Below are 23,078 nucleotides of genomic sequence, written 5' to 3'. Positions count from 1 at the left end.
TCCCGTGCCGGCAACGCTATCCGTTTATACCATTGTCCCGAGCCCATGTTCCGCTCACCTGTAAACGTATAACGGAGAGATAATGATGAGTACAACCCTGGAAGAAAATACCGGCTATTTCTTATCACCGGAAATGTTCGGCGCCGTTGGCGACGGCGTGCACGATGACAGCGATGCAATCCAGAAAGCCATCGACCATGCCCGCGTGAATAAATATCGAAAAGTTGTCGGCAAGGGCAACTACCTGATTAATAAAACACTGTTAATCGGCTCTGACGGCAACGGCTTTGCACTGCACCTGCAATCGCTGATTGTCGGCGAGCAGTTCCCCGCGCTGCCGGAAAAATGGTGGGATGCCACACCGGCGATCGCCCCCCATCAATCCGCCGGCAGTCAAAACAACATTGACCTGCGCGTCGAATATTTCAATGGCGCCAATAAAGCGACCTGGTTCAGAAACTGGGGGAACGGCATCACCGCCTCAAGGCTGTACTGCGGCAGCATGAAAAACTTCATTATCGGTTACCGCTGCTATAAAGACACCCAGCGGGTAACGGGGATGAACGATCTCGCCGGCTGCAGCTGGTACGGCGGCTATCTGGGGGCACTGATCGGCACCGGCGATAAAGTGCCGGGCTTTACTACCGTCGCGGAGTGCCATTCATTTGATATTCAATGGTTCGCCTCAAACAAATATGGCGGGGTAATTCTGCTCTCGGGGGCGCAGTACACCAACATCTACAAGGGCACCTACGACTATAACGGCAAGTTCTCGGTCTGGATGAACCTGGGCGCCAACAACCCGGATACGGAAAATAACGGCAAAGTTATCGGCTTCGGCGACACCATCAGCGACGGCGTCGTCACCGGCACGGTACTGACGGAGCCTTCCTATCATCAGGGCAACTATTACATTCTGGTCACCGATACGCAGAATGCGCTGGACGGCCAGAGCACCTGGACGGCAGGCAAGCCGCTGAGCAATCAGGACGGCAGTTGGAAGGCCACGGCGGATAAAATCATTACCTGCACCACCACCGAAGCCCGCTACTTTGACGTAGTCGCCAATATTCGCACCGGTGGTTTCGGCAAATGCATTATTGAGCCTGAATATATCGGCGGTCTGGTCGGGCATAACCTCTTCACCAGCCAGTACCGGGCGGCCAGCGCAACGTCAATCAACGATACCTCCAACTATCGCGGCCTTGGCGTGGCCAGCACTGCGGACCGCCTGGAGATGACGGCCACCAGCCACAGCAATACGCCGTTTATCAGCGCGTATAAGGACGAAACGCAGGTCAGAACCCATTTACGCCTTTTCAATCAGAGCAAGCTGCTGGGGTTAAATAAATCGGTTAACGTGCCCAATAACAGCCCGACCTGGATCTTCTCGCTGGGAGCGAATACTTCAGCCACTATCGCCATGTGGAAGGTATACGTCACCTCCACCACGACGGGTATCTCAGGGGAAGCGAACGTCACCGTCAGGGGCAATGAAGCGTTTATTACCAACGTGGTGTATGCCTCCAATATGCAGTTCAAGGTCGACGGGCTGAAGCTATTGGTGCATCAAAGCACCGGCGCCAGCAGAAATATCTTTATGAACGCCATCCGCGTCGCCTGATCCGCCCCTCGGATCGCGACATCATCACCTCCACCGCCGGCGCATCATGCGCCGGTTTTCACGTGTTGATTTCGCTCAACGCCGCGTTGCCTGCGCCGATAAACGGCGGATGGGGATCAGATATTCGCAGTGGATCGCCGCGCCGGCCTGATGGTAAAACCCGCCCTGCGCGGGGTAAAAACGCTCAATATCACTACCCGGACGGCGCACCACGTTCAACGCCGGCATCACGCTGTCGTAAACGCGGGCGATAAAATTCTGGAAATCCTCCGCCTGCCCCTGGTAGACAAAGCTGGCGTACTCTCCCGGTTCAATCCTCACCTCCTCCCCCGCCGTTTGCTCATCGTCCAGGGCAACGGTGTACGCCATGCACTGACGATCCTGCTGGCGGCTGTCGACATCCAGCCGGGCCAGGCCGTAAGCCACCGCCGGCGGCCCGGACAGCGGGCAGCGCAGCGCATTCCAGGCGCTCTGACGCAGCTCTTTTTTCCGTCGGCTCAGTTCGTTTAACGTCAGCGTGCGGCGCTGCGTCCGCCCCACCAGCCGCATTGCCGGCAGTTCGACAAAATCCGCCGCCGGCAGCGGCGGCGCGCACAAGCGCAGCGGCGGCTGCATGCCGTAGCCCGGCCACTCCGCGCTGCGGCGGTAGGCGGCCGGCGGCAGCCCGAACTGCCGGCGGAAACCTCGGGTGAAGGTCTGCTGGGAGTCAAACTGATACTTATCCGCGATAATCGCCACGCTGGTGCCCGTCAGCCGCAGTTCGCGCGCCGCAGCGCTCAGTCTTCTGCGCCGCACGTAGGTGCCCAGCACGTGGCCGGTCTGGCGTTTGAACATCCGCTGCAGATGCCATTTGGAATAGCCGGCTTTCGCCGCGATCTCATCCAGCGACAGCGATTGCTCCAGATTCTGCTCAATCCACGCCAGCAGTTGGCTAACCACCTCCCGTTGATGCATATAGCCCCCTTAGTGATTCAACCACGTCTGCGCCAGCCGATGCGCCTGTTCGCTATCAGCCACAACCTCGACCGGGTATCCCCAAAACTTGCTGGAGTACTCGGCAAACGGCCCCGCAGCAAGTCGCCGCGCGCTATCCGGCTCGATCATCACCATGCCTTTTACATACTGTTTCAGCGCGGCGCGGTGTTCGCGTTTCCACAGCGCGACCTGCGTGCGTTCATCGCGGGTCGGCTCTCCCTGCTCGTCAGAGCGCGGTTCACACACAATCACAAACGGCTGCCGCCGCGCCAGCAGCGCACCAAATTCGGCAAATTCGGCGACGACGTCACGCGGCTGCCCGGCGGGCCGATACATGCGGACATAAGGGAAGGTTGCGGCGTCAAAGGACATCTTGCATCTCCTGCAAACAGTTATCGGATTGCCGCTTACTTTATCGACAACGGCACTAGACCGCATTGCACAATCAGGACATACTATTTTTCATTTACGCCAAAATGAGAGTCATTCTCATGTCTTTTGTCACCAAAAAGGCCTGTCTGGACATTGATAACGTGCCGCGCCCGGTGTTCGCCGTGCAGGGCGCGACGATTCACGAAAATTGGGAAGTCGAGCCGCATCGTCACCAAAAGGCGCAGCTGATTTATACCGCGCGCGGCATGCTGCGCTGCGAGGTGGAAAACGGGCTGTGGCTGGTGCCGCCGCAGTGTGCGCTATGGATGCCCGGCAATGTGCTGCACAGCGCGCGCGGCACCGGCACCACCGAGTGTTATGCCCTGTTTGTCGACCCGGCCGCCGCCGGCGATCTGCCAGCCAGCAGTTGCACCCTGACCATTTCACCGCTGCTGCGCGAACTGCTGCTGGCTGCCAGCCGCTTTACCCCGCTGTATGATCAGCACGGGGCCGAGGGCCGGCTGACGACGGTGCTGTTGGATCAGTTGGCGGCGGCGCCGGTGGAAAATCTGCATCTGCCGGTCTCCCAGGACGCGCGTATCCGCCAGCTGATGGATCAATTGCTGGCGGACCCGGCGAATAAGCGCACGCAGGCGCAATGGGCGCAGCATATCGGCATGAGCACACGCTCGCTGAGCCGTACGCTGCAGCAGCAGTTGGGGATGAGTTTCGGCCATTGGCGACGTCAGCTGCACGTAATGCTGGCGCTGCAACGCCTGACGCAGGGCGTCAGCGTGCAGAGCGTGGCGTTGGACCTGGGCTATGAGAGCGCCAGCGGCTTTGTCACCATGTTCAGGAAAGCGGTCGGCAAGCCGCCGGCGCGCTATCTGGCGGAAAAGGCGGCGGACGGCCCAATGCCGTCCGGCACCATCGCCATGTAGGCGCCGCGAGCGCGGCGCCCGGCGGTCAGAAGTCGTAAAACACCGTCACCCAGGTGGAGTCCGGCTCATTGTCGCTGCTGTTGGCCAGCGTGCGTTCAACATACACCGACAGGCCGTAGCCGATGGTGGTGCCTGCCCCCAGATAGACGTGATTGGCGTGGTAATCTTCCTGCCCTTTCAGCCGCAGCGAGTCCGCAGCCACATAAGGCTGGACGGATTTCAGGAACGGCTTGTCGATATTAAAGGTATAGCCGACAAACCCTTCCAGTCCGTAACCGTCGCCGGCAAAGAAGTGCGACAGGCTGCGCTCGCGGGTGCTGGGCACATAATCTTTATAGTAGCTGGCGGTACCGACGATATACCAGTTGTCCGGCTGCCAGGTCAGCGCCGTCCCTGACAGCTGCTGGTGATATTGTTGCTCGTTATAACGGTCATCTTTCACCTTGGCGTCGGTGTAGCTATACGCCGCGCTCAGCGTCAGCGTCGGATCGATTTTATAATCGAACCCCAGCCCGCCGCCGCCGGAACGCCGGTAGCTGAGGTTATTGGCGGTGTGCAAATCATCTTCCGGCAGCAAATAGTTGGCGTACAGCGTCAGCGGACCAAAGTCATTGGTATATTTCAGGCTGTTTTTGGGTTTATTACCGCCATCATAGTCGCCGGAAATACCAATGCCGGTGCCGCCGGCGTGACCATCGTTATCCCAGACGTCGCTTTTAATTCCGACCACGGAATAATAGATGCCGTACTGATGGCCATAGGTGAGCGTGCCGTAGCGATCGTCTTTAAAACCGCCATACAGCTGGCGCTGATAGTCGCGCTTGCCGTCTTCGTCGTAATGCCCGTCCCAGCTCAGCGCGTGCGCCAGATCCACACCCCATTCGTAGTAGCCGATGGCCGAGGTATGCTGGTTCAGGGCGTAATCGGCGCTGAAACGAAAGCGCGTGCCGCCGTCATGACCGTTTTTATCATAGCCAGGCTCCGGGCCATTATTAAAAATCCATTCCGGCCGAATGCTGCCGCCCACTTTTAAACTCAGCGGCGCCAACAACACATTGCTCTGCGGGTTTTTCTCCAAGATGGTAATTTCCGCCTGCGCGGCGCCGGATAACGCCGACAGCAGGACGCCGCCAATAATAATTGGCGTTTTTATCATTTTCATTACTACCCCTGTCTGAAATAAGTTTTTCTTATTATTAACTGCCATGGCTCTTGGCCATAAATTAATAATTACCCGATATAACAAAGCGACGCAAGGGATAAAATCTCATGACCTAATACATAAAAAGATAAATGGCAGCGGCGAAGAAATAAAAACGTATCAGAATGCTACCAACGGCAACAAAACAATAAATGATGTGCAAATAATCAGCATAAATGTCGTTCTCTAACCGATAATACGGCCGGCCATTAATATTTCATAACAAATCAGAAAAAATAAAACGGACGTTAAAATAGGTGCGGGGCGTGATAATTACCACAGGGAAATATTGGCTAACGGATGCCGTCGCGGCGGCATCCGCCAAAGCGTTATTTATTGCGCCAGCCAGCCGCCGTCCATATTGCAGGCCGCTAACGCGACCAATGCATTCATGGCCGGCATCGATCTGATGCTCGCGGTGGTTTAAGGCTTCAGCGCAAAGCGCAGCTGATGGGTACGCCGCTGCGCAGGCCGGTTTGCCCTTGCTCCACCTTTTCCTGCACCAGCGTCATCATCCCGTCGCCGGCGGCCAGCGTCGGCAACAGATGACGGGCGATATCCGCCACGGTGTCCCCGGTCATATCGGCCGCCTCCAGCGGCCCGACCATCGCATAGCGCCGCCCCAGCGAGGCGCGCATCACCTGGTCGACCACCTGCGGGCTGGCGATGCCGCTTTGCACGATATGCAGCGCCTCGCGCAGCAGCGCAAACTGCAGGCGGTTACCGACAAAGCCCGGCGCAGCACGATCCAACACCACCGCCTCCAGATCCAGCGCCGTCAGCAGCCGTTCGACCGTCGCCAGATGACGCGCTTCGGTGGCGCTGCCGGGCACGATCTCCACCAGCGGAATCAGATGCGGCGGGTTCCAGAAATGGGCGATCAGCAGCCGCTCCGGATGGCGCAGAGGTGCCGCCAGCTGGTCCGGCGGCAGGCCGATGGTGTTGCTGGCGATAATCGCCGTGTCGGCGATCAGCGCTTCCAGCTGGGCGTACAGCGTGTGTTTGAGCGCCAGCCGTTCAGGGATCGCCTCGATCAGCAGCTGCGCCGACGCCGCCTGCGCCAGCTCGTTCGTGGTGTGCAGACGCGCCAGCGTGGCCACACTCTCCTGCGGATCGGCCAGTCCGGCCGCCGCCAGCTCCGCCAGAATGCTGCCCGCCGCCGCCGGCACCTCCGCCAGACGCGCGGGGTCGGTGTCGTACAGCAGCACCGGCCGCCCGTGACGGGCAAAATGCGTAGCGATGCCGATGCCCATCAGCCCCGCACCCAGTACCATCGTGTTCATCTGCTGCATCTCATGCTCCTCTGCTCAGGGGGGCGCCAGCGCCACGTCCGGCGCGCGTTCGCGCAGTACAAATGCGCCGTCTTCTCTTTCAAGATAGGCCAGATCGGTCAACACCCGCCATCCATCGACGCGCCGGCCGTCGCCGGTGGGGCAGGAAAATAGGACGAAAAAATAACAGCGATAAACATGTCATGGATCATTTCCATTGATGTAAAGATATTATATTTTTTCCAAAATTATTTTTAAGGATAAAAATAAATGGTCATTCCAAAAGGGAAGTCAAGAAAACTTAGTACTGGTGAAATAACTTTATCACGCTATATATATAAGAACTCAATCGACTATTCACGAGTGATGGTTCATAACGGAAGCTATTTTCCTTTTGGACTACAAAACGAAGACACAGCCGTCACACCGAACGGTGAAATATACTTTATGCCCAAACATTTCAAAGAAGATTTTTCCATAGCCAATGCTAATGATCAACATTGGTTCATTCATGAAATGGCTCATGTTTGGCAGTATCAACTGGGCGTAAATGTACGACTTAGAGGGTTAGGTAGCTGGGCTGTGTCATACAAGTATTCCTTGCCAGACTATAGGTTATTATCAGATTATGGAATGGAAGTTCAGGCAAGCATTCTTGCTGATTATTTTTATTTAATCAAATTCGGGCGTAACGGATTTGATGCCATATCAAATATGCAGGGGATAAAAGGACCTGACTTAAAAAGGCGCTACGAATGGGTTCTACGACTATTTTTGAAAGACCCCGCAAATAGAAGGAATTTACCATGAGAAAAATACCCTGGATATTGCTTAGCCTACTGACGCTAAGCGGCTGCCAGCTGGAAAAACAGTGGTATTACCCACTGCAGGTTTCGCTGCAAGATAACCAGCCCTGCTTCGCCGTACCTGCCGACAGCGTCAGCCCTCACGATAGCCTGCAAAACCGCGGCATCATCGTCTCCCGGCAGTCATCGCAGCAATGGGATATTGTCTGGACCTCGCCTGACATTCATCCGCTGCCGGCACTGCTGCCCGGCCAGTGCGTCACATACCCGCAGGCCGCCTGGCAGGTTGGCAACTATGCGGTGATGATGGGCGTCTCGCTTAATCACGATCGTGAGCGACGTAAATATACCCACGAATTTTCCCTCGCCAAAACCCCCGACGGCCGGCTGATTCTCCGCCCTTGAGCGCTGCGCAGACGGCCATTCAACGGCCCGTCGGCAATAAACCGCTCCCCTTTCGTATAAATAATGATTATTATTCTCAAATAATAACCGGCGTGCGACGACACGCCCGGCAGGCTACTGCCTTTGAAGCCAATGTTGAGCCGTTCCGGCCGCTGCGCGGCAATAATAATTTTAACCATATGGAGATGTTATGAACGCTGTAATGACAACCGGCCGTCGCCTTGGCGGGCGCGCGGTTTTCCCTCTGATGCTGCTGACCACCATGCTGTTTGCCACCGCGTCCCAGGCGCAGGCCGAATCCGAACTGCTGCGCAAGCCGGTCGGTAAAGGCGCCTATGAAATGGCGTACAGCCAAAGCGCAAACGCGCTGTATCTGGCGACCTCGCAAAGCCGTAAACTGGACAAAGGCGGCGTGGTGTATCGCCTGGATCCGACCACGCTGGACGTAACCCAGATTATTCACAACGATATCAAGCCGTTCGGCGCCGCTATCAATAACAAAACCAACACGTTGTTCTTCGGCAACACCGTCAACAGCTCCGTCACCGCCATCGACGCCGCCAGCGGCGAGGTGAAAGGCCGGCTGGTGCTGGATGCGCGCAAACGCGCCGAAGGCGTGAAACCGCTGGCGCCGCGCGAACTGGTGGCGGATGAAAGCACCGATACCGTCTATATCACCGGTCTGGGCGAGTCCAGCGTGGTCTGGGTGGTAAACGGCAAGGATATGACCCTGCGCACCACCATTACCGACACCGGCAAATTCGGCACCGGCCTGGCGCTGGACGCCGCCGCCAAGCGCCTGTACGTCACCAACAGCGAAGGCGAACTGGTCACCATCGACACTGCCGCCAACAAGGTGCTGACGCGCAAGAAGCTGGATGAATCCAAAGAGCACTTCTTCCTGAATATCAGCCTGGATACGGCGAATCACCGCGCCTTTATCACCGACTCCAAACAGCCGCAGCTGCTGGTGGTGGATACCCGCAACGGCGATATTCTGCAGAAAATCGACGTGCCGGAGTCGCTGGCCGTGCTGTTTAACCCGGCGCGCAACGAAGTGTACGTCACCCACCGTAAGGCCGGCGCCGTCAGCGTGATTGACGCCAAAACCTACCAGGTGCGGGAAACCCTGAAAACGCCGACCCACCCGAACAGCCTGGCGCTGTCGCCGGACGGCAAGACGCTGTACGTCAGCGTGAAACAGGCTGCCAGCCGCGAGAAAGAGGCTACCGCTCCTGACGATGTTATTCGCGTCAGCCTGAAATAACCCTGCGTCCCCAGAGCGCAGGGGGATCCCTGCGCAGATGGCCTCATAGGCATTGCCGTAAACGTGCAGTATTCCTCTGCTACTGACGTGAACGGCAATTCCTTTTACACTATCGCCCTATAAACCCTCGCGTATTCACCGCCACATAAACTCCCCCTTCCCCCGCTATTTACGCCATTTTTATCTCCCCCTGCGCAATCGTTACGGCGTTTTTACAGACGGTTTTACGCCTGCCGGATAACATCATCATGTCGCCGCTATGGCCTGTTGAGAGCACTCCTCATGCATTTATCTCTGCACGTTATCACCGCCTTTTCCCGGCGCGTCCCGCAATGCACCGGGGGCCGCCATGTACGCTAATATCATCGATTTTCATCCGCTGTTAACCGCGCCGGAACCGGCGCGGCAAGCGCCGTTCGCCGCCGAGGTCGAGAACTATCTGCACAATTATCCCGACACCGAGTTCGTCGATATCTATCTGCACGATCTGAACGCCCAAATCCGCGGCAAACGCATCGCCGTCTCGGAACTGTTCGCCCTGGGGCAGGGCTGCTATTTCCCGCAGTCGGTGTATGCGATGGATCTCAACGGCCAGGTGGTGGAGTACAGCGGTCTGGGCCAGCAGGCCGGCGAACCCGACAGGCTGTGCCTGCCGGTGTGCGGCACGCTACGACCCTGCGCCAAAGACCCGCAGCATAGCGCGCAGCTGCTGCTGACCATGCAAGAAACGGACGGCGCGCCCTGCCTGCTGGAGCCGCGCGTGGTGCTGGCGCAGCTGCTTGAGCGGCTGCACCGCCTCGGCTATTACCCGGTCATCGCCGCCGAGCTGGAGTTTTATCTCCATGCGCCGCAACAGCGCCCCGGGCAGCAAGAGGCGCTGTTATCGCAGAACTTTGCCGTTGATGCGCCGGCGTGCCACGGTGCGCTGCTGGAGGATATCGCCCGCCACGCCAGGCTGCAGGCACTGCCGCTGACCGGCGTGGTGGCCGAAGCGGCAGCCGGCCAGTATGAGCTGAACCTGCGCCACAGCGCCGAGGTGCTGACCAGCTGCGACCAGCTGCTGGCGCTGAAGCGGCTGGTGCGTCAGGTGGCGCAGCAGCACCGGCAGCATGCCTGCTTTATGGCCAAGCCGGACGCGCAGACGGCCGGCAGCGGTCTGCACTTCCACATCAGCCTGCAGGATGCGCAGGGCCGCAACCGCCTGAGCATGAAGGACGATGCCCCCGGCGACGCCATGCGCCAGGTGCTCGGCGGCATGCTGGCGCTGATGCCGGCTTCCATGGCGCTGCTGGCGCCCAACGTCAACGCATTCCGCCGCTTCCGCCCCGAGATGCATGTGCCGCTGCGCGCCTCGTGGGGCTACAACAACCGCACCGTGGCGCTGCGCCTGCCCTGCGCCGATCGGGCCAACCAGCGTATCGAGTACCGGCTGGCCGGCGCCGACGCCAACCCCTATCTGGCCGTCGCCGCCATCCTCGCCGGCATGCTGTTCGGGCTGGAGCAGAATCTGCCGCTGCCGCCGTCCAGCTGCGGCAACGGCTATGACGATCCGCAGGCAACGCCGCTGCCGCTCAGCCAGCCGCAGGCGCTGGCGCTGTTTCAACGCTGTGCGGCGCTGCGACGGCTGCTCGGCCCGGCATTCTGCGACCTGTGGCACAGCTGTAAAAGCGCGGAGCTGGCGCAGTTTGAGCAGTTGATTACCGACGCCGAACGCGCCTGGCCGCTGTAATCCCGATTGATGACGAATAACCAAGGAGCCCTTTGATGTCTCGTCTGGTTCTGCTCTCCAATAAACACTGTGACGCCAATGATATTATCGCCGCCGTTCAGGACTACGCGCTGAATACCCTGACCGATGAAAGCCAGGGGCTGTGGCTGGGTTGGGACAGCAATGTGGAAAACTTCGCCGACGCCGCCGACCGGCCGGTACAGATGCAGCACAGCAACGGTTATGAACTGGTGACCTTTCCCTTTTCCACCCGCGAGTTTCACTACCACTATCAGGGCTACTACCACGACGGGCTGTGGCCGGTGTTCCACAACCGCCCCGAGCTGGCCCATTTCACGCCGGAAAACTATCAGGCCTACCGGCAGATCAACCGACAGATCGCCGCCATCGCCAGCGAATACATCTGCCCGAGCGATTTGATCTGCATTGATGATTATCAACTGCTGCCCTGCGGCGCGGCGCTGAAGGAACAGGGGCTGCTTAACCCGTGCGGTTTCTTTTTCGCGCTGCCGTTTCCCGCCGCGCCGCTGCTAAAGAACATTCCTCAGCACCGCGAGCTGGTTGAGTCGCTGCTCTATTACGATCTGATCGGTTTTCGCAGCCTCGGCGACGCCAATAATTTCCACAACTATCTGGCGAACGCCTACCAGGTCGAGCCGCTGCCCGACAATCAGTATCAGGTCGACGGCCATATCTTCAGCACCGCCATCTTTCCCGACGCGCAGCACGCCAGCCGGCTGTGCTGACGCCCCCGCCCGCCGCGCGCCCTGCGCGGCGGAACCGCTCAGCCGACGATTTCAACCGCTCGGCGGGCTATCGCACCGCTCGGCCAATTTCATCTGCCATCGCTTTACGCCGCGCGCGATGATGAGCTGTTCCTAAACCTGCCCCTTATTACCGGGGAAGACGTACCTGACCACATCCGCACCCTAAAAATCTATAAGCGGATGCTTTTACACATTTTTTGCAGACTGGAATAAGGAATATCTCATGAAACAAACGGGGATTTTCAAACATCTCCCATGGATGCTGCTGGGGGTACTCGGCGCGTCCTGTCTCGGCGTGGTGGCGCTGCGGCGCGGCGAACACATCAGCGCACTGTGGATCATCGTCGCCTCGATCGCGGTGTATCTGGTGGCCTACCGTTACTACAGCCTGTATATCGCCACCAAGGTGATGAAGCTGGACGCCGGCCGCGCCACCCCGGCGGTGGTGAATAACGACGGCCTGAACTATGTGCCGACCAACAGAAACGTGCTGTTCGGCCACCACTTCGCCGCCATTGCCGGCGCCGGCCCGCTGGTTGGCCCGGTGCTGGCGGCGCAGGTCGGCTACCTGCCGGGCACGCTGTGGCTGCTCGGCGGCGTGGTGCTGGCGGGGGCGGTGCAGGACTTTATGGTGCTGTTTATCTCCTCACGCCGTAACGGCGCGTCGCTCGGCGAGATCATCAAGAAGGAGATGGGCCCGGTGCCGGGCACCATCGCGCTGTTCGGCTGCTTCCTGATTATGATCATCATTCTGGCGGTGCTGGCGCTGATCGTGGTGAAAGCGCTGGCGGAAAGCCCGTGGGGCGTGTTCACCGTCTGCTCCACCGTGCCGATCGCGCTGTTTATGGGGATCTATATGCGCTTCCTGCGCCCCGGCCGCGTCGGCGAGGTGTCGGTGATCGGCATCGTGCTGCTGCTGGCGTCCATCTGGTTCGGCGGCGTGATCGCCCACGATCCGTACTGGGGCCCGGCGCTGACCTTTAAAGACACCACCATCACTTACACGCTGATCGGCTACGCGTTTATCTCCGCCCTGCTGCCGGTGTGGCTGATTCTGGCGCCGCGCGACTACCTGGCGACTTTCCTGAAAATCGGCGTGATCGTCGGGCTGGCGATCGGCATCGTGATCCTGAACCCGGATCTGAAAATGCCGGCGGTCACCCAGTTTGTCGACGGCACCGGCCCGGTGTGGAAAGGCTCGCTGTTCCCGTTCCTGTTTATCACCATCGCCTGCGGCGCGGTCTCCGGCTTCCACGCGCTGATCGCCTCCGGCACCACGCCGAAGCTGCTGGCCTGTGAAACCGACGCGCGTTTCATCGGCTACGGCGCGATGCTGATGGAATCCTTCGTGGCGATCATGGCGCTGGTGGCGGCATCGATTATCGAACCGGGCCTGTACTTCGCCATGAATACCCCGCCGGCGGCGCTGGGCATTACCATGCCGAACCTGCACGAACTGGGGGGCGATAACGCGCCGCTGATTATGGCGCAGCTGAAGGATGTGACGGTGCACGCCGCCGCCACCGTCAGTTCATGGGGCTTTGTCATCAGCCCGGAGCAGATCCTGCAAACCGCGAAAGACATCGGCGAACCGTCGGTGCTGAACCGCGCCGGCGGCGCACCGACGCTGGCGGTGGGCATCGCCCACGTGTTCCACAAGATCATGCCGGCGGCGGATATGGGCTTCTGGTATCACTTCGGCATTTTGTTTGAGGCGCTGTTTATCCTGACCGCGCTGGACGCCGGCACCCGCTCCGGCCGCTTTATGCTGCAGGATCTGCTGGGCAACTTCGTGCCGTTCCTGAAAAAAACCGACTCGCTGGTGGCCGGCATTATCGGCACCGCCGGCTGCGTCGGCCTGTGGGGCTACCTGCTGTATCAGGGGGTGGTCGACCCGCTCGGCGGCGTGAAAAGCCTGTGGCCGCTGTTCGGCATCTCCAACCAGATGCTGGCCGCGGTGGCGCTGGTGCTCGGCACCGTGGTGCTGATCAAGATGAAGCGCACCCGCTACATCTGGGTGACGGTGCTGCCGGCGGTGTGGCTGCTGATCTGCACCACCTATGCGCTGGGGCTGAAGCTGCTGAGCGATAACCCACAGTTGGAAGGCTTCTTCTATCTCGCCAACGAGTACAAACAGAAAATTGCCGCCGGCGGCGACCTGAGCCCGCAGCAGATCGCCAATATGCAGCATATCGTGGTGAACAACTACACCAACGCCGGCCTGAGCATTCTGTTCCTGCTGGTGGTGTACGCCATTATCTTCTACGGGATAAAAACCGCGCTGGCGGCGCGCAAAAACCCGCAGCGCAGCGACCAGGAAGCCCCTTACGTGCCGGTGCCGGAACAGACAGCGTCCAACTCTGAGGGCGAGGTCAAAGTTTCACCCCAGCATTAACGGCAATTTGCCTGCATAATAGAGTGAGTCACGGGCGCTGCGTGCGGCGCCCGTTAACCACGTTTTCCGGGAGTACACCTATGTTCGGCAATCTTGGTCAGGCGGGAAAATATCTGGGACAGGCGGCGCGGATGCTGGTCGGCGTACCGGACTACGACACCTACGTCCAGCATATGCAGGACAACCACCCGGATAAGCCGGTGATGAGCTATAAAGAATTCTTCCGCGAGCGCCAGCAAGCGCGCTACGGCGGCGACGGTAAAGGCGGCATGCGCTGCTGCTAGGCCCCGAGCATTAAGGATCCGCAATGAAACCCATCGCAGTCACCATTCTGACCGGCTTTTTGGGCGCCGGTAAAACCACCCTGTTACACCATATCCTGCATGCCGACCACGGCTATCGCATCGCGGTAATTGAAAACGAATTCGGCGAAGTGCCGATCGACCACGCGCTGATCGGCGATCGCGCCAGCCGCATCACCACGCTGAGCAACGGCTGCATCTGCTGCAGCCGCGCCAATGAACTGGAGGACGCGCTGCTCGACCTGCTGGACGGCATTGACCGCGGCGAGCTGGCCTTCGACCGGCTGATTATCGAATGCACCGGCATGGCGGACCCCGGCCCGATCGCCCAGACCTTCTTCACCCACCCGGCGATCTGCGAACGTTTTCTGCTGGACGGCATCATCACGCTGGTGGATGCGGTGCATGCCGAACAGCAGCTGGATAAATACAGCATCGCACAGTCGCAGGTGGGCTATGCCGACCGTATTCTGCTGAGCAAAACCGACGTCGCCGGCGACAGCGAGGCGCTGATCCGGCGCCTGCAGCGTATCAACGCCCGCGCCCCGGTGCACAAGGCGCTGCACGGCGATATCGATCTCAAGGTGCTGTTTGATATTGAGGGCTTCGTGCTTAATGACAGGCTGAACCTGAGCACGCCGGTGTTCCGCCGCATCGCGGAGCCGCAGAACAGCATTCACTCGATCGTGCTCTACCACCAGCCGCCGCTGGAGCTGGCGCAGATCTCCACGGTGATGGAGGAACTGCTGCTGCAGTTTGCCGACAACCTGCTGCGCTACAAAGGCATTTTGTCGATCAAGGACGAGCCGCGCCGCCTGCTGTTCCAGGGCGTGCAGCGGCTGTACAACGCCGACTGGGACCGCGACTGGCAGCCGGATGAGCCGCGCCAGAGCACGCTGGTGTTTATCGGCATCGACCTGCCGGAAGCGGAGATCCGCGCACGCTTTGCCGCTCTGCGCTGAGCAATAAAACCGCCGTCGCCGCAAACAGGCTTTGACGAATCCTCGATCTGAGTACTTTAATCATGGAGTGGCGCGCTGACGCGCCGCACTTATTTTGCAGCCGTGTGCCGATGCGCACCGGCAGTCATCACTCAGAGGATCATCACCTGTATGCCATTAAAACGAACAACCCTGGGCCTGTTGCTGGCGGGCGCCGGCCTGCTGTCGGCCAATAACGCGCTGGCCGCCTCTGATACGCTGATTTACTGCACCGTGGCCTCGCCGGAATCATTCAACCCGCAGCTGTCCACCTCCGGGCCGACCTTTATCGCCACCTCGCAGATGCTGTACAACCGCCTGGTGACGCTGCGCGGCAGTGACAAAACCCCTGCCCCCTCGCTGGCCACCGACTGGACCATCAGCCCGGACGGCAAGACCTACACCTTCACCCTGCGCAAAGGGGTGAAGTTCAACCGCAATAAATTCTTTACCCCCAGCCGCGACTTTAACGCCGAAGACGTGGTGTTTACGGTAATGCGCCAGAAAGACCCCAACCACCCATACCATAAGGTGTCTGGCGGTAACTACGAGTACTTCACCGATCTGGGGCTGGATAAGCTGATCGCCAAGGTCGAGGCGCTGGACGACTATCACGTGCGCTTTACCCTGACTCAGCCCAACGCGGCGTTCCTCGCCGACTGGACGATGGACTTCGCCTCGATCCTGTCGGCGGAATACGCTGATGCGATGATGAAGAAAGGCACGCCGGAGAATGTCGACAACTGGCCGATCGGCACCGGCCCTTACGCGCTGCAGCAGTACAAACAGGACTCGCTGATCCGCTACATCGCCAACCCGCACTACTGGCAGGGCGAGGTAGCCAGCAAGCACCTGATTTTCTCCATCACCCCGGACGCGCAAACCCGGCTGTCGAAGTTGAAAACCAACGAATGCCAGATTATCCCGGCGCCGCTGCCCGAGCAGTTCGACGCGATTAAACGCGACAAGAACCTGCAGCTGCACAGCATCGACGGGCTGAACGTCGGCTATCTGGCGTTCAACACCGCCAAAAAGCCGTTTGATAACCTGCTGGTGCGCCAGGCGCTGAGCTATGCGGTGGATAAAAAAGCCATCGTCGCTGCGGTATTTAAAGAGAGCGGCTCACCGGCCAGTTCGCTGCTGCCGCCGGGCATGCTGGGCTACAACGATAAGCTGCCGGGCTATGAATACAACCCGCAAAAAGCGCGCGAACTGCTGAAGCAGGCCGGGCTGGAGAAAGGTTTCACCACCGATATCTGGTCAATGCCGGTCGCCCGCCCCTATAACCCCAACTCGCGCCGCATCGCCGAGATGATTCAGAGCGACTGGGCGCAGGTGGGCGTCAAAGCCAAAATCGTCACCTGGGAATGGGGCCAGTATCTGGCCGGGCTGCGCAAAGGCGAGCAGCACAGCGCGCTGTACGGCTGGGTATCGGATAACGGCGACCCGGACAACTTCGCCACCCTGCTGGGCTGCGACGGCGTGCAGAGCGGCGCCAACGTCGCCCGCTGGTGCGACAAGTCGTATGACTCGCTGATCAAGCAGGCCATTGCGGTCAGCACCCCGGCAGAGCGCGGCAAGCTCTACCAGCAGGCGCAGGAAGTGTTTGCCAAACAGGCGCCATGGCTGCCGCTGGCGAACGGCAAGGTGTTTTACGCCACCCGCAACAACCTCAGCGGCTACGTGGTGGACGTCAACGGCAGTGATTTCTCCAAAGCGAAGCTGAATTAATCGCACCGTTCAGGGCGAGGCGCTCCCTCGCCCTGTTTGCCGTTCGCCGAACAAACGCGCCACGCCAGCCCCAGCGCACACAGGCTGCCGAGCGTCAGCACCACGCCCGGCCGCTGCGCCAGCCCGGCCAGCGTCAGCCCCGCCCCCAGCATCAGGTAGTACATCAGGCCGAGAAGCGCACCGGCAGTCCCCATACATGCCTTATAGTTGCGCAGCGCGCGCGCCAGAATATTGGGAATGGCGATACCGTACGCCATCACCACCAGCAGCATCGGCAGCGCGAACCCGCGCGTCTCTTCCAGCAGCCACACCAGCACGCCGCCGCCCAGCGATAGCGCGCACGCCAGCGTCAGCAGCGCGCCAAAACGCCAGCCGGCGGTAAGCAGCCGCTTGTTGATCGCCGCACCGATGCCCACCCCAGCCGCCAGCAGCAGACCGCTGTAGCCGAACCACGGCGCGGGGATCCCCAGCGCCGCAAAGCGGAACGGCGCCAGCTGGTAGTAGCTGAACATACAGATATTAAACAGCGCCACCAGCAGCGCGCTGCGCCAGATGTCGGCGTCTTGCACCATGCGCCCCAGCGTGGCGCAGAAGGCCGGCGGCGCCAGCCGTTGCGGCCGGGTTTCCGGCAGCCGCCAGGCGGCATAGGCCAGCAGCAGCGCCGCCAGCAGCGCCAGGCCAACGAACACCCCCTGATAACCCCAGTAATGGCTCAACAGCGAACCGCTCAACACGCCGAGCGCCGGGCTGAGCGCCATTGCGATCCCCATCAGCGAAAATACCCGCGCCAGTTGCTCGCCGTCGAAACGATCGCGGATGGCGGTCTGGGTACCAACCGACCCGACCGCCGCGCCAAAAGCCGCCACTATCCGCGCCGCCAGCAGCATACTGAAACTGCCGCTGCACAGCGCCGCCAGCGAAGCCAACAGGTATAACGCCAGCCCGGCCAGCAGGGTGGGCCGACGCCCGATCAGGTCGCACAGGCGCCCCCACACCACCACCCCGAATGCAAAAGCGAAGAAATAACACGACAGGGTTTGCGCTGCGATTTCCGCGCTCACCTGAAACCCGGTGGCGATGTGCGTCAGCGCCGGGCTGTAAATCGTCTCCGCCAGTTGGGGGAACATCATCATCACGGTTGCCAGTGTCAACGTCAGTTTGCGTTGCATCGTCTCTATCCCTTCCCTCAAAACAGGGGGACAAACTAGCATCTTCGCACCGGCGGCCATTACAATATAAAAGACAAAAAATTGATAAAATCGGACAAGATGATGACATGGCTCAGCGCCCAGGATCATTTCGATCCCGACGAGCTCGATAATAGCGTACTGGGCATTGCCGCCGAGCTGGCACGGCACGATTCCGGCCCACACCAACACGCCATGGGACAATTGCTGTTCAGCCAACAGGGCTGCATGCGCATTACGCTGAATAACAGCATCTGTATGCTACCGCCGGCGCGCATTGCCTGGATCCCGCCGCGGGTGGTGCACCGCGTACAGGTCAGCGGCGTCGTCGGCTACCGCTCGGTATACCTCGACACTGCGCCTTATCCCGGCCTGCCGGAAGGACTGACGGTGCTGACGGCCACGCCGCTGCTGCGCGCGGCACTGGAGCGCATCGCCCTCGCCGCTTTCGACACCGACTGGCGACATGGCCCCACCGCCAATATTCTGGCGGTCTGTCTGGATGAGATCGCGCAGGCGCCGCGGGAACTGACGCTGCTGCCGCTGCCCGCCGACCGGCGTCTGCGCCATCTGGCCGGCCTGGAAACCCTGCCGCCGCTGCACGAACTGGCGCGTTACAGCGGCGCCTCGGAAAAGACCATCAGCCGCATTTTCCGGCGGGAGACCGGGCTGAGTTACCAGCAGTGGCGGCAGCAATGGCGGCTGATTACCGCGATCGAACTGCTGGCCGCAGGCCATCGCCAGTGCGACGTCGCCGCCCGGCTGGCCTTCACCAGCGACAGCGCCTTTGCCACCTTCTTCAGGAATATGACCGGCAGCCCGCCGCGCGCCTATATGGCCATGCGGGAATCGTGAATATCCCGGCACGCGACTGCCAAAATTTATCTTGGCTATATCAATTAATAACCAAAACTAAAATAAAAAATAATAAAAATAAATTACCTATATATATTTATTAATAATAAAAATAATTTCGCACACCAGAATAAGCTCCCTCCATCTCAATTAAACAACAGAATAATCCTGTTTATTTACCGCTCAGTTACATCCACCGTGTCCGCTGATACAATATTCACGCCTAAGTCGAACAGGCAAAATAAATCAAAAATCAATTTCATTAAAATATATCAATCAATTTATTTTGATTGTATATGGATATCTAGCGCCCAATTAAGGAAAGGAATACTTTAAATGAACAGAAAAGAAAAAAACCAGCTGATCGCCAAACTCTCTCCCATTTGTTTTCTGAGCCTGCTCTCCTGGGGCGCGGTCGCCCACGCGGCCATCACCCCGTCGGCACCGATGAACGGTGGCCCTTCCGTCAGCGCCGGCGCCAACGGCAGTACCGTTATCGACATCAATACCGCAGGCAAAGGCGGCGTTTCCCACAACATCTACTCGGAATTCGACGTAGACCGGGGCGGCGTAGTGCTCAATAACAGCGCCACCGGCTCAACCTCGCACCTGGCCGGCAATATCGCCGGTAACGCCAATCTGGCCGGCGGTTCCGCATCCATTATCCTGAACGAAGTCAACTCCACCCGCGCCAGCCAGCTGAACGGCCTGATCGAAGTCGCCGGCGACAAAGCGCAGGTGATTATCGCCAACCCATCGGGCATCAGCTGCAGCGGCTGCGGCTTTATCAACGCCGACCGCGCCACCCTGACCACCGGTAAAGCACAGGTCGCCAACGGCACGCTGCTGGGCTATACCGTGGAGAAAGGCAGCGTCATCATCAACGGCGACGGCCTGAATACCGGCGATGCCGACTACACCGATATCATCGCGCGCGCCGTGCAGATTAACGCCAATATCGTCGCCAAAGATCTGAAGATCACCGCCGGCCGCAACAACGTCAATGCGGACAACACGCAGATTAACGAACTGACGTCGGGCGGCAGCAGGCCGTCAATCGCCATCGACGTCGCCAAGTTAGGCGGGATGTACGCCAATAAAATCACCCTGGTCAGCACCGATTACGGCGTCGGGGTGCGTAACGCCGGCACCATCGGCGCCATGGCAAGCGACGTCAATATCACCACCGACGGCGTGCTGGAAAATAAAGGCACCATCTCCGCACACCACGACGTCAATATTGACACGACGCAGGGGCGCAACCGCAACGGCGGTTATTACTATGCGCACGGTCGTACATTAAACAACACCGCGAACGGCGTGATCAGCGCCGGCAAAAATATCAACATCGATCTGGCCAAAAGCAAACTGAGCAACAGCGGCGGCGAACTGCTGGCAGACGGTGATATCAATATCGTCAGCGGTGATATCGACAACAGATACGGCAATATACACAGTCAGGGTGTCGTCAATATGCGCAATGACCCTTACCATTACGGCTTCAGCAGAACGTTAAACAACGCCGGCGGCGTCATCCACGGCTTCAACGGCGTGGCTATTTCCTCGCGCGGTCTGAACAATACCGAAGGGCTTATCAAGAGTGATATGGGCGGCGTTGATATTCACACCGCCGGTTACACGCTGACCAATACCCGCGGCACCATCGAATCCTGTTGTGAACTGAATCTGGATGTCGGTACGCTGACGAATAACGCCGGCTTAATTCAATCCACCGAGAACGTCACCATTAACACCAACCGGCGTTCGCTGACCAACCAGTCCGGCGTGATTCGCGGCGGTAACGACGTGTCGATCAGCAGCCTCGGCGTCAATAACCATGCCGGGCGCATCATGGCCGACAACCACCTGAACATCAACGCCAACGGCAGCAGTATTACCAACACCAACAATGCCAGAAACACCGACGAAGCAGGGCTGTTCAGCGGCAAGGGCGGCATGACGCTGGTCGCCAGCTCCATCAACAACAACAACGGGAAAGTGGTCTCCAACGGCAATATCATCACCCATACCTCATCCTCGCTGAGCAACGCCAACGGCCTGATCGAAAGCAATGGCAGCGTCCTGGTGACCACCTCAAGCCTCAATAACAACAACGGCACGATCAACGCGGCTGAAGACGTGGTGATTGACGCCCGCTCCGTCAGCAACACCAAAGGCACGATCAACGCCGGCGGTGAGGCAACGCTGACGCTGGCCGGCGGCTATAGCCACCAAGGCACGCTGAGCGCGCAAGAAGACATCCGTATTAACGCCGAGAAAGGCGCCGTTTATAACTACGGCACTCTGGCGTCCGCCAACGGTAAAACCATCATTAACAGCCGCAGCTTCGCCAACCAGAGAAACGCGCTGGTAGACAGCCCGGCCGGCGTTGAACTGATGCTGGGCAAGCCTGGTTCCTTCACCAACAACGGTACCGTTAACGGCACCATCACCATCAACAAGCAGTAACCCTGCCAACGCAGGCGGCCTCTTCGGGGGCCGTCTCAGGAGCGTCATCAACCAACACTGCCGCTATTTTTTCCCGGCTACAGCCCGATAAACGGCTAACGGATGCCAAAAAGCACGATAAGGATATTAACCAACATGCGCGTTCACTTTTCCGCTTCCCTGCTATTGGTATTTTTTATTCCCCTCGTTCAAGGCGCAGAAAGCGGGCGGTTGATTGAACAACAGGCCAGCCACCAGCAAGAACAAGAAAGGGCGCGCTACAGCCAGCTGGAAACGCAGGGGAAAGATGTCCGCGCGGCCGACAGCGGCGCAGAAAAAAGCGCGAAAATAACGTTTCCCCATGAAGCCAACTGTTTCGCTGTGTCGCAGGTTATTCTCAATAAAGACGACAAGATTCCGCACTGGCTGCCGCTGCGCAAACTCACCGCTCAGGCTGAAGGACAATGCCTCGGCATCCAGGGGGTCCGTACGCTGGCCAACGCCATCCAGAACAAATTAATCCGCCACGGCTACATCACCACCCGCGTGGTGGTGCCCCGGCAAGATCTCAACGCCGGCGTGCTGACGCTGACCATTTTACCCGGCGTGATTGGCAACATTTCCTTCAGCGAAAACAGCGATAAATACGCCAACCTGTACACCACCTTCCCCGGCCATCAAGGCGATATTCTGGATTTGCGCGCGATTGAACAGGGGCTGGAGAATATCCAGCGCATTCCCGGCGCCGACGCCAACGTGATCCTCCGCCCCGGGGACCGCGCAGGGGAAACCGATATTGAGATCGCACGCAGCCAACCTTCATTCTGGCGGATTGGCGGCTGGTTCGACGACGCCGGCAGCCGCTATACCGGACGCTATCAGGGTGGCCTGGCGCTCTATCTGGATAACCCGACCTCACTGAACGATCTGTTCTATGTCTCCTTTGGCCGCGATCTGGCGTGGCAGAAATGGCGCAACTCCAAAAACAGCTCGCTGTACTACTCGGTGCCCTACGGCTTTTGGTCACTGGATATGTACGCCAGCCACAGTGAATATCTGCAGCGGCTCAACGGCACCTGGGCCGACCTGCAGTACCAGGGCAAAAGCCGCAATCTGAGCCTGAAGGTCAACCGCCTGCTGTACCGCAACGCCAGCCAGAAAACGACGGCCAGCATCCAGCTGTTAAAAAATGACGCCAGTTATTTTATCAATGACATCAGGCTGACTATCCGGGAGCGCAAGGTCACCAAAGCGATCGTCAGGCTGAACCACCGCCACTATATCGGCCGCTCCATCGTCGACGCGATGGTCAGCTACCAACGCAACACCTCCTGGTTCGGCGCCAAACCGCAGGCCGCCGCCAGCCCGCACAGCCGCGCCGTCAATCTGGATATCAGCGCCTCAGTCCCGTTTATTTTGCTCGGGCAGTCAATGAGCTACCAACCGCGCTACCAGCAGCAGCACAGCCGCGATCGCCTGGCGACGCAGGATCAGTTCAGCATCGGCAACCGCTGGACGGTGCGTGGTTTTGACGGCGAGTATAATCTTTCCGCAAATCGGGGCTATGTGCTGCGCAACGACCTGAACCTGAACTTGCCCAACTATAACCAGCAGCTATATATGGGGCTGGATTACGGCCGGGTGAGCGGTGGCAACAACGATTTTTCCCGCGGGCATCTGGCGGGCGGCGTGCTCGGCCTCAGGGGAAGGATCGGCCGGATCGGCTACGACGCCTTTGTCGGCGCGCCGCTTGCCAAACCCAAAGGATTCGACACCAGCCCGGTCAACCTCGGCTTCACCCTGCAGTGGCAGTTCTAAAGCG

General features: G+C 59.2%; 19 protein-coding genes. 14 read left to right on the top strand and 5 right to left on the bottom strand.

What is annotated here, in order from left to right:
• Nucleotides 1–82 precede the first annotated feature (82 nt).
• A complete protein-coding gene (locus tag TAN611_RS03020; protein WP_203067276.1) occupies nt 83–1,624 on the top strand; it encodes a glycosyl hydrolase family 28-related protein in 1,542 nt (513 codons plus the stop codon).
• 75 nt (nt 1,625–1,699) lie between these two features.
• Here TAN611_RS03020 and TAN611_RS03015 read toward each other — a convergent pair whose 3' ends face one another.
• Nucleotides 1,700–2,578: a helix-turn-helix domain-containing protein gene (locus TAN611_RS03015; RefSeq protein WP_203067275.1), complete on the bottom strand. Its 879-nt coding sequence runs from the start codon at nt 2,576–2,578 to the stop codon at nt 1,700–1,702.
• A gap of 9 nt (nt 2,579–2,587) precedes the next feature.
• Nucleotides 2,588–2,971 carry a hypothetical protein gene (locus TAN611_RS03010; RefSeq protein WP_203067274.1) on the bottom strand — a complete coding sequence of 128 codons (384 nt, stop codon included), beginning with the start codon at nt 2,969–2,971 and terminating at the stop codon, nt 2,588–2,590.
• Between the two features lie 119 nt (nt 2,972–3,090).
• Here TAN611_RS03010 and TAN611_RS03005 point away from each other — a divergent pair, with 119 nt between their 5' ends.
• Nucleotides 3,091–3,912 (top strand): helix-turn-helix transcriptional regulator, encoded by an 822-nt coding sequence (locus TAN611_RS03005; RefSeq protein ID WP_105229630.1) that lies wholly within the window; start codon nt 3,091–3,093, stop codon nt 3,910–3,912.
• 25 nt (nt 3,913–3,937) lie between these two features.
• Here the strand turns inward: TAN611_RS03005 and TAN611_RS03000 are convergent, their stop codons facing one another.
• Both TAN611_RS03000 and TAN611_RS02995 read right to left on the bottom strand, forming a co-directional pair.
• Nucleotides 3,938–5,074 (bottom strand): porin, encoded by a 1,137-nt coding sequence (locus TAN611_RS03000; RefSeq protein WP_203067273.1) that lies wholly within the window; start codon nt 5,072–5,074, stop codon nt 3,938–3,940.
• Between the two features lie 470 nt (nt 5,075–5,544).
• Entirely contained in the window at nt 5,545–6,405 is an 861-nt protein-coding gene (locus tag TAN611_RS02995) for a 3-hydroxyacyl-CoA dehydrogenase family protein (protein WP_203067272.1), read from the bottom strand.
• A gap of 249 nt (nt 6,406–6,654) precedes the next feature.
• Here TAN611_RS02995 and TAN611_RS02985 point away from each other — a divergent pair, with 249 nt between their 5' ends.
• The 9 genes from TAN611_RS02985 (at nt 6,655) to TAN611_RS02945 (ending at nt 16,766) form a co-directional block, all read left to right on the top strand.
• Nucleotides 6,655–7,194 carry a hypothetical protein gene (locus TAN611_RS02985; protein WP_105229627.1) on the top strand — a complete coding sequence of 180 codons (540 nt, stop codon included), beginning with the start codon at nt 6,655–6,657 and terminating at the stop codon, nt 7,192–7,194.
• Nucleotides 7,191–7,595 (top strand): putative T6SS immunity periplasmic lipoprotein, encoded by a 405-nt coding sequence (locus TAN611_RS02980; protein WP_187043677.1) that lies wholly within the window; start codon nt 7,191–7,193, stop codon nt 7,593–7,595. The genes TAN611_RS02985 and TAN611_RS02980 overlap by 4 nt, the downstream gene beginning before the upstream one ends.
• A 190-nt stretch (nt 7,596–7,785) precedes the next feature.
• Nucleotides 7,786–8,862 carry a YncE family protein gene (locus tag TAN611_RS02975; RefSeq protein ID WP_105229625.1) on the top strand — a complete coding sequence of 359 codons (1,077 nt, stop codon included), beginning with the start codon at nt 7,786–7,788 and terminating at the stop codon, nt 8,860–8,862.
• A 349-nt stretch (nt 8,863–9,211) separates the two neighbouring features.
• A complete protein-coding gene (locus tag TAN611_RS02970) occupies nt 9,212–10,591 on the top strand; it encodes a glutamine synthetase family protein (protein WP_203067271.1) in 1,380 nt (459 codons plus the stop codon).
• Nucleotides 10,592–10,626: 35 nt separating this feature from the next.
• The gene (locus TAN611_RS02965) at nt 10,627–11,337 is read left to right on the top strand and encodes a trehalose-6-phosphate synthase (protein WP_203067270.1); all 711 of its coding nucleotides are present in this window, start codon (nt 10,627–10,629) and stop codon (nt 11,335–11,337) included.
• 244 nt (nt 11,338–11,581) lie between these two features.
• On the top strand, nt 11,582–13,753 hold the full coding sequence (locus TAN611_RS02960; protein ID WP_105229622.1) for a carbon starvation CstA family protein: 2,172 nt from the start codon (nt 11,582–11,584) through the stop codon (nt 13,751–13,753).
• Nucleotides 13,754–13,833: 80 nt separating this feature from the next.
• On the top strand, nt 13,834–14,037 hold the full coding sequence (locus TAN611_RS02955; protein ID WP_015670749.1) for a YbdD/YjiX family protein: 204 nt from the start codon (nt 13,834–13,836) through the stop codon (nt 14,035–14,037).
• A 23-nt stretch (nt 14,038–14,060) separates the two neighbouring features.
• Nucleotides 14,061–15,017 carry a GTPase gene (gene yjiA, locus TAN611_RS02950; RefSeq protein ID WP_203067269.1) on the top strand — a complete coding sequence of 319 codons (957 nt, stop codon included), beginning with the start codon at nt 14,061–14,063 and terminating at the stop codon, nt 15,015–15,017.
• A 150-nt stretch (nt 15,018–15,167) separates the two neighbouring features.
• Nucleotides 15,168–16,766, top strand: a complete 1,599-nt coding sequence (locus TAN611_RS02945; RefSeq protein ID WP_203067268.1) for an ABC transporter substrate-binding protein — start codon at nt 15,168–15,170, stop codon at nt 16,764–16,766.
• Here TAN611_RS02945 and TAN611_RS02940 read toward each other — a convergent pair.
• Entirely contained in the window at nt 16,763–17,935 is a 1,173-nt protein-coding gene (locus TAN611_RS02940) for an MFS transporter (RefSeq protein WP_105229619.1), read from the bottom strand. The genes TAN611_RS02945 and TAN611_RS02940 overlap by 4 nt on opposite strands.
• 102 nt (nt 17,936–18,037) lie before the next feature.
• Between TAN611_RS02940 and TAN611_RS02935 the strand changes: the two genes are divergently transcribed.
• From TAN611_RS02935 to TAN611_RS02925, 3 genes are all read left to right on the top strand, one after another.
• Nucleotides 18,038–18,808 (top strand): helix-turn-helix domain-containing protein, encoded by a 771-nt coding sequence (locus TAN611_RS02935; RefSeq protein WP_105233200.1) that lies wholly within the window; start codon nt 18,038–18,040, stop codon nt 18,806–18,808.
• A gap of 336 nt (nt 18,809–19,144) precedes the next feature.
• Complete coding sequence (locus tag TAN611_RS02930) at nt 19,145–21,277, top strand: filamentous hemagglutinin N-terminal domain-containing protein (RefSeq protein ID WP_203067267.1); 2,133 nt, start codon at nt 19,145–19,147, stop codon at nt 21,275–21,277.
• A 210-nt stretch (nt 21,278–21,487) separates the two neighbouring features.
• Nucleotides 21,488–23,074, top strand: coding sequence for a ShlB/FhaC/HecB family hemolysin secretion/activation protein (locus tag TAN611_RS02925; protein ID WP_203067266.1), 1,587 nt, complete (start codon nt 21,488–21,490; stop codon nt 23,072–23,074).
• Nucleotides 23,075–23,078: the final 4 nt, after the last annotated feature.

Source organism: Serratia sp. Tan611, from assembly GCF_905188235.1.
Taxonomy (GTDB): Bacteria; Pseudomonadota; Gammaproteobacteria; order Enterobacterales; family Enterobacteriaceae; genus Serratia_B; species Serratia_B rhizosphaerae.
Note: the sequence above shows the minus strand (reverse complement) of the source record. Positions and strands in the feature narration are given on the sequence as shown.

What these genes read in the sequence shown, in the direction of transcription:
- TAN611_RS03020 (WP_203067276.1), top strand. Translation starts at nt 83, where the DNA reads ATGATGAGTACAACCCTGGAAGAAAATACCGGCTATTTCTTATCACCG.
- TAN611_RS03015 (WP_203067275.1), bottom strand. Translation starts at nt 2,578, where the DNA reads ATGCATCAACGGGAGGTGGTTAGCCAACTGCTGGCGTGGATTGAGCAG.
- TAN611_RS03010 (WP_203067274.1), bottom strand. Translation starts at nt 2,971, where the DNA reads ATGTCCTTTGACGCCGCAACCTTCCCTTATGTCCGCATGTATCGGCCC.
- TAN611_RS03005 (WP_105229630.1), top strand. Translation starts at nt 3,091, where the DNA reads ATGTCTTTTGTCACCAAAAAGGCCTGTCTGGACATTGATAACGTGCCG.
- TAN611_RS03000 (WP_203067273.1), bottom strand. Translation starts at nt 5,074, where the DNA reads ATGAAAATGATAAAAACGCCAATTATTATTGGCGGCGTCCTGCTGTCG.
- TAN611_RS02995 (WP_203067272.1), bottom strand. Translation starts at nt 6,405, where the DNA reads ATGCAGCAGATGAACACGATGGTACTGGGTGCGGGGCTGATGGGCATC.
- TAN611_RS02985 (WP_105229627.1), top strand. Translation starts at nt 6,655, where the DNA reads ATGGTCATTCCAAAAGGGAAGTCAAGAAAACTTAGTACTGGTGAAATA.
- TAN611_RS02980 (WP_187043677.1), top strand. Translation starts at nt 7,191, where the DNA reads ATGAGAAAAATACCCTGGATATTGCTTAGCCTACTGACGCTAAGCGGC.
- TAN611_RS02975 (WP_105229625.1), top strand. Translation starts at nt 7,786, where the DNA reads ATGAACGCTGTAATGACAACCGGCCGTCGCCTTGGCGGGCGCGCGGTT.
- TAN611_RS02970 (WP_203067271.1), top strand. Translation starts at nt 9,212, where the DNA reads ATGTACGCTAATATCATCGATTTTCATCCGCTGTTAACCGCGCCGGAA.
- TAN611_RS02965 (WP_203067270.1), top strand. Translation starts at nt 10,627, where the DNA reads ATGTCTCGTCTGGTTCTGCTCTCCAATAAACACTGTGACGCCAATGAT.
- TAN611_RS02960 (WP_105229622.1), top strand. Translation starts at nt 11,582, where the DNA reads ATGAAACAAACGGGGATTTTCAAACATCTCCCATGGATGCTGCTGGGG.
- TAN611_RS02955 (WP_015670749.1), top strand. Translation starts at nt 13,834, where the DNA reads ATGTTCGGCAATCTTGGTCAGGCGGGAAAATATCTGGGACAGGCGGCG.
- yjiA (WP_203067269.1), top strand. Translation starts at nt 14,061, where the DNA reads ATGAAACCCATCGCAGTCACCATTCTGACCGGCTTTTTGGGCGCCGGT.
- TAN611_RS02945 (WP_203067268.1), top strand. Translation starts at nt 15,168, where the DNA reads ATGCCATTAAAACGAACAACCCTGGGCCTGTTGCTGGCGGGCGCCGGC.
- TAN611_RS02940 (WP_105229619.1), bottom strand. Translation starts at nt 17,935, where the DNA reads ATGCAACGCAAACTGACGTTGACACTGGCAACCGTGATGATGATGTTC.
- TAN611_RS02935 (WP_105233200.1), top strand. Translation starts at nt 18,038, where the DNA reads ATGACATGGCTCAGCGCCCAGGATCATTTCGATCCCGACGAGCTCGAT.
- TAN611_RS02930 (WP_203067267.1), top strand. Translation starts at nt 19,145, where the DNA reads ATGAACAGAAAAGAAAAAAACCAGCTGATCGCCAAACTCTCTCCCATT.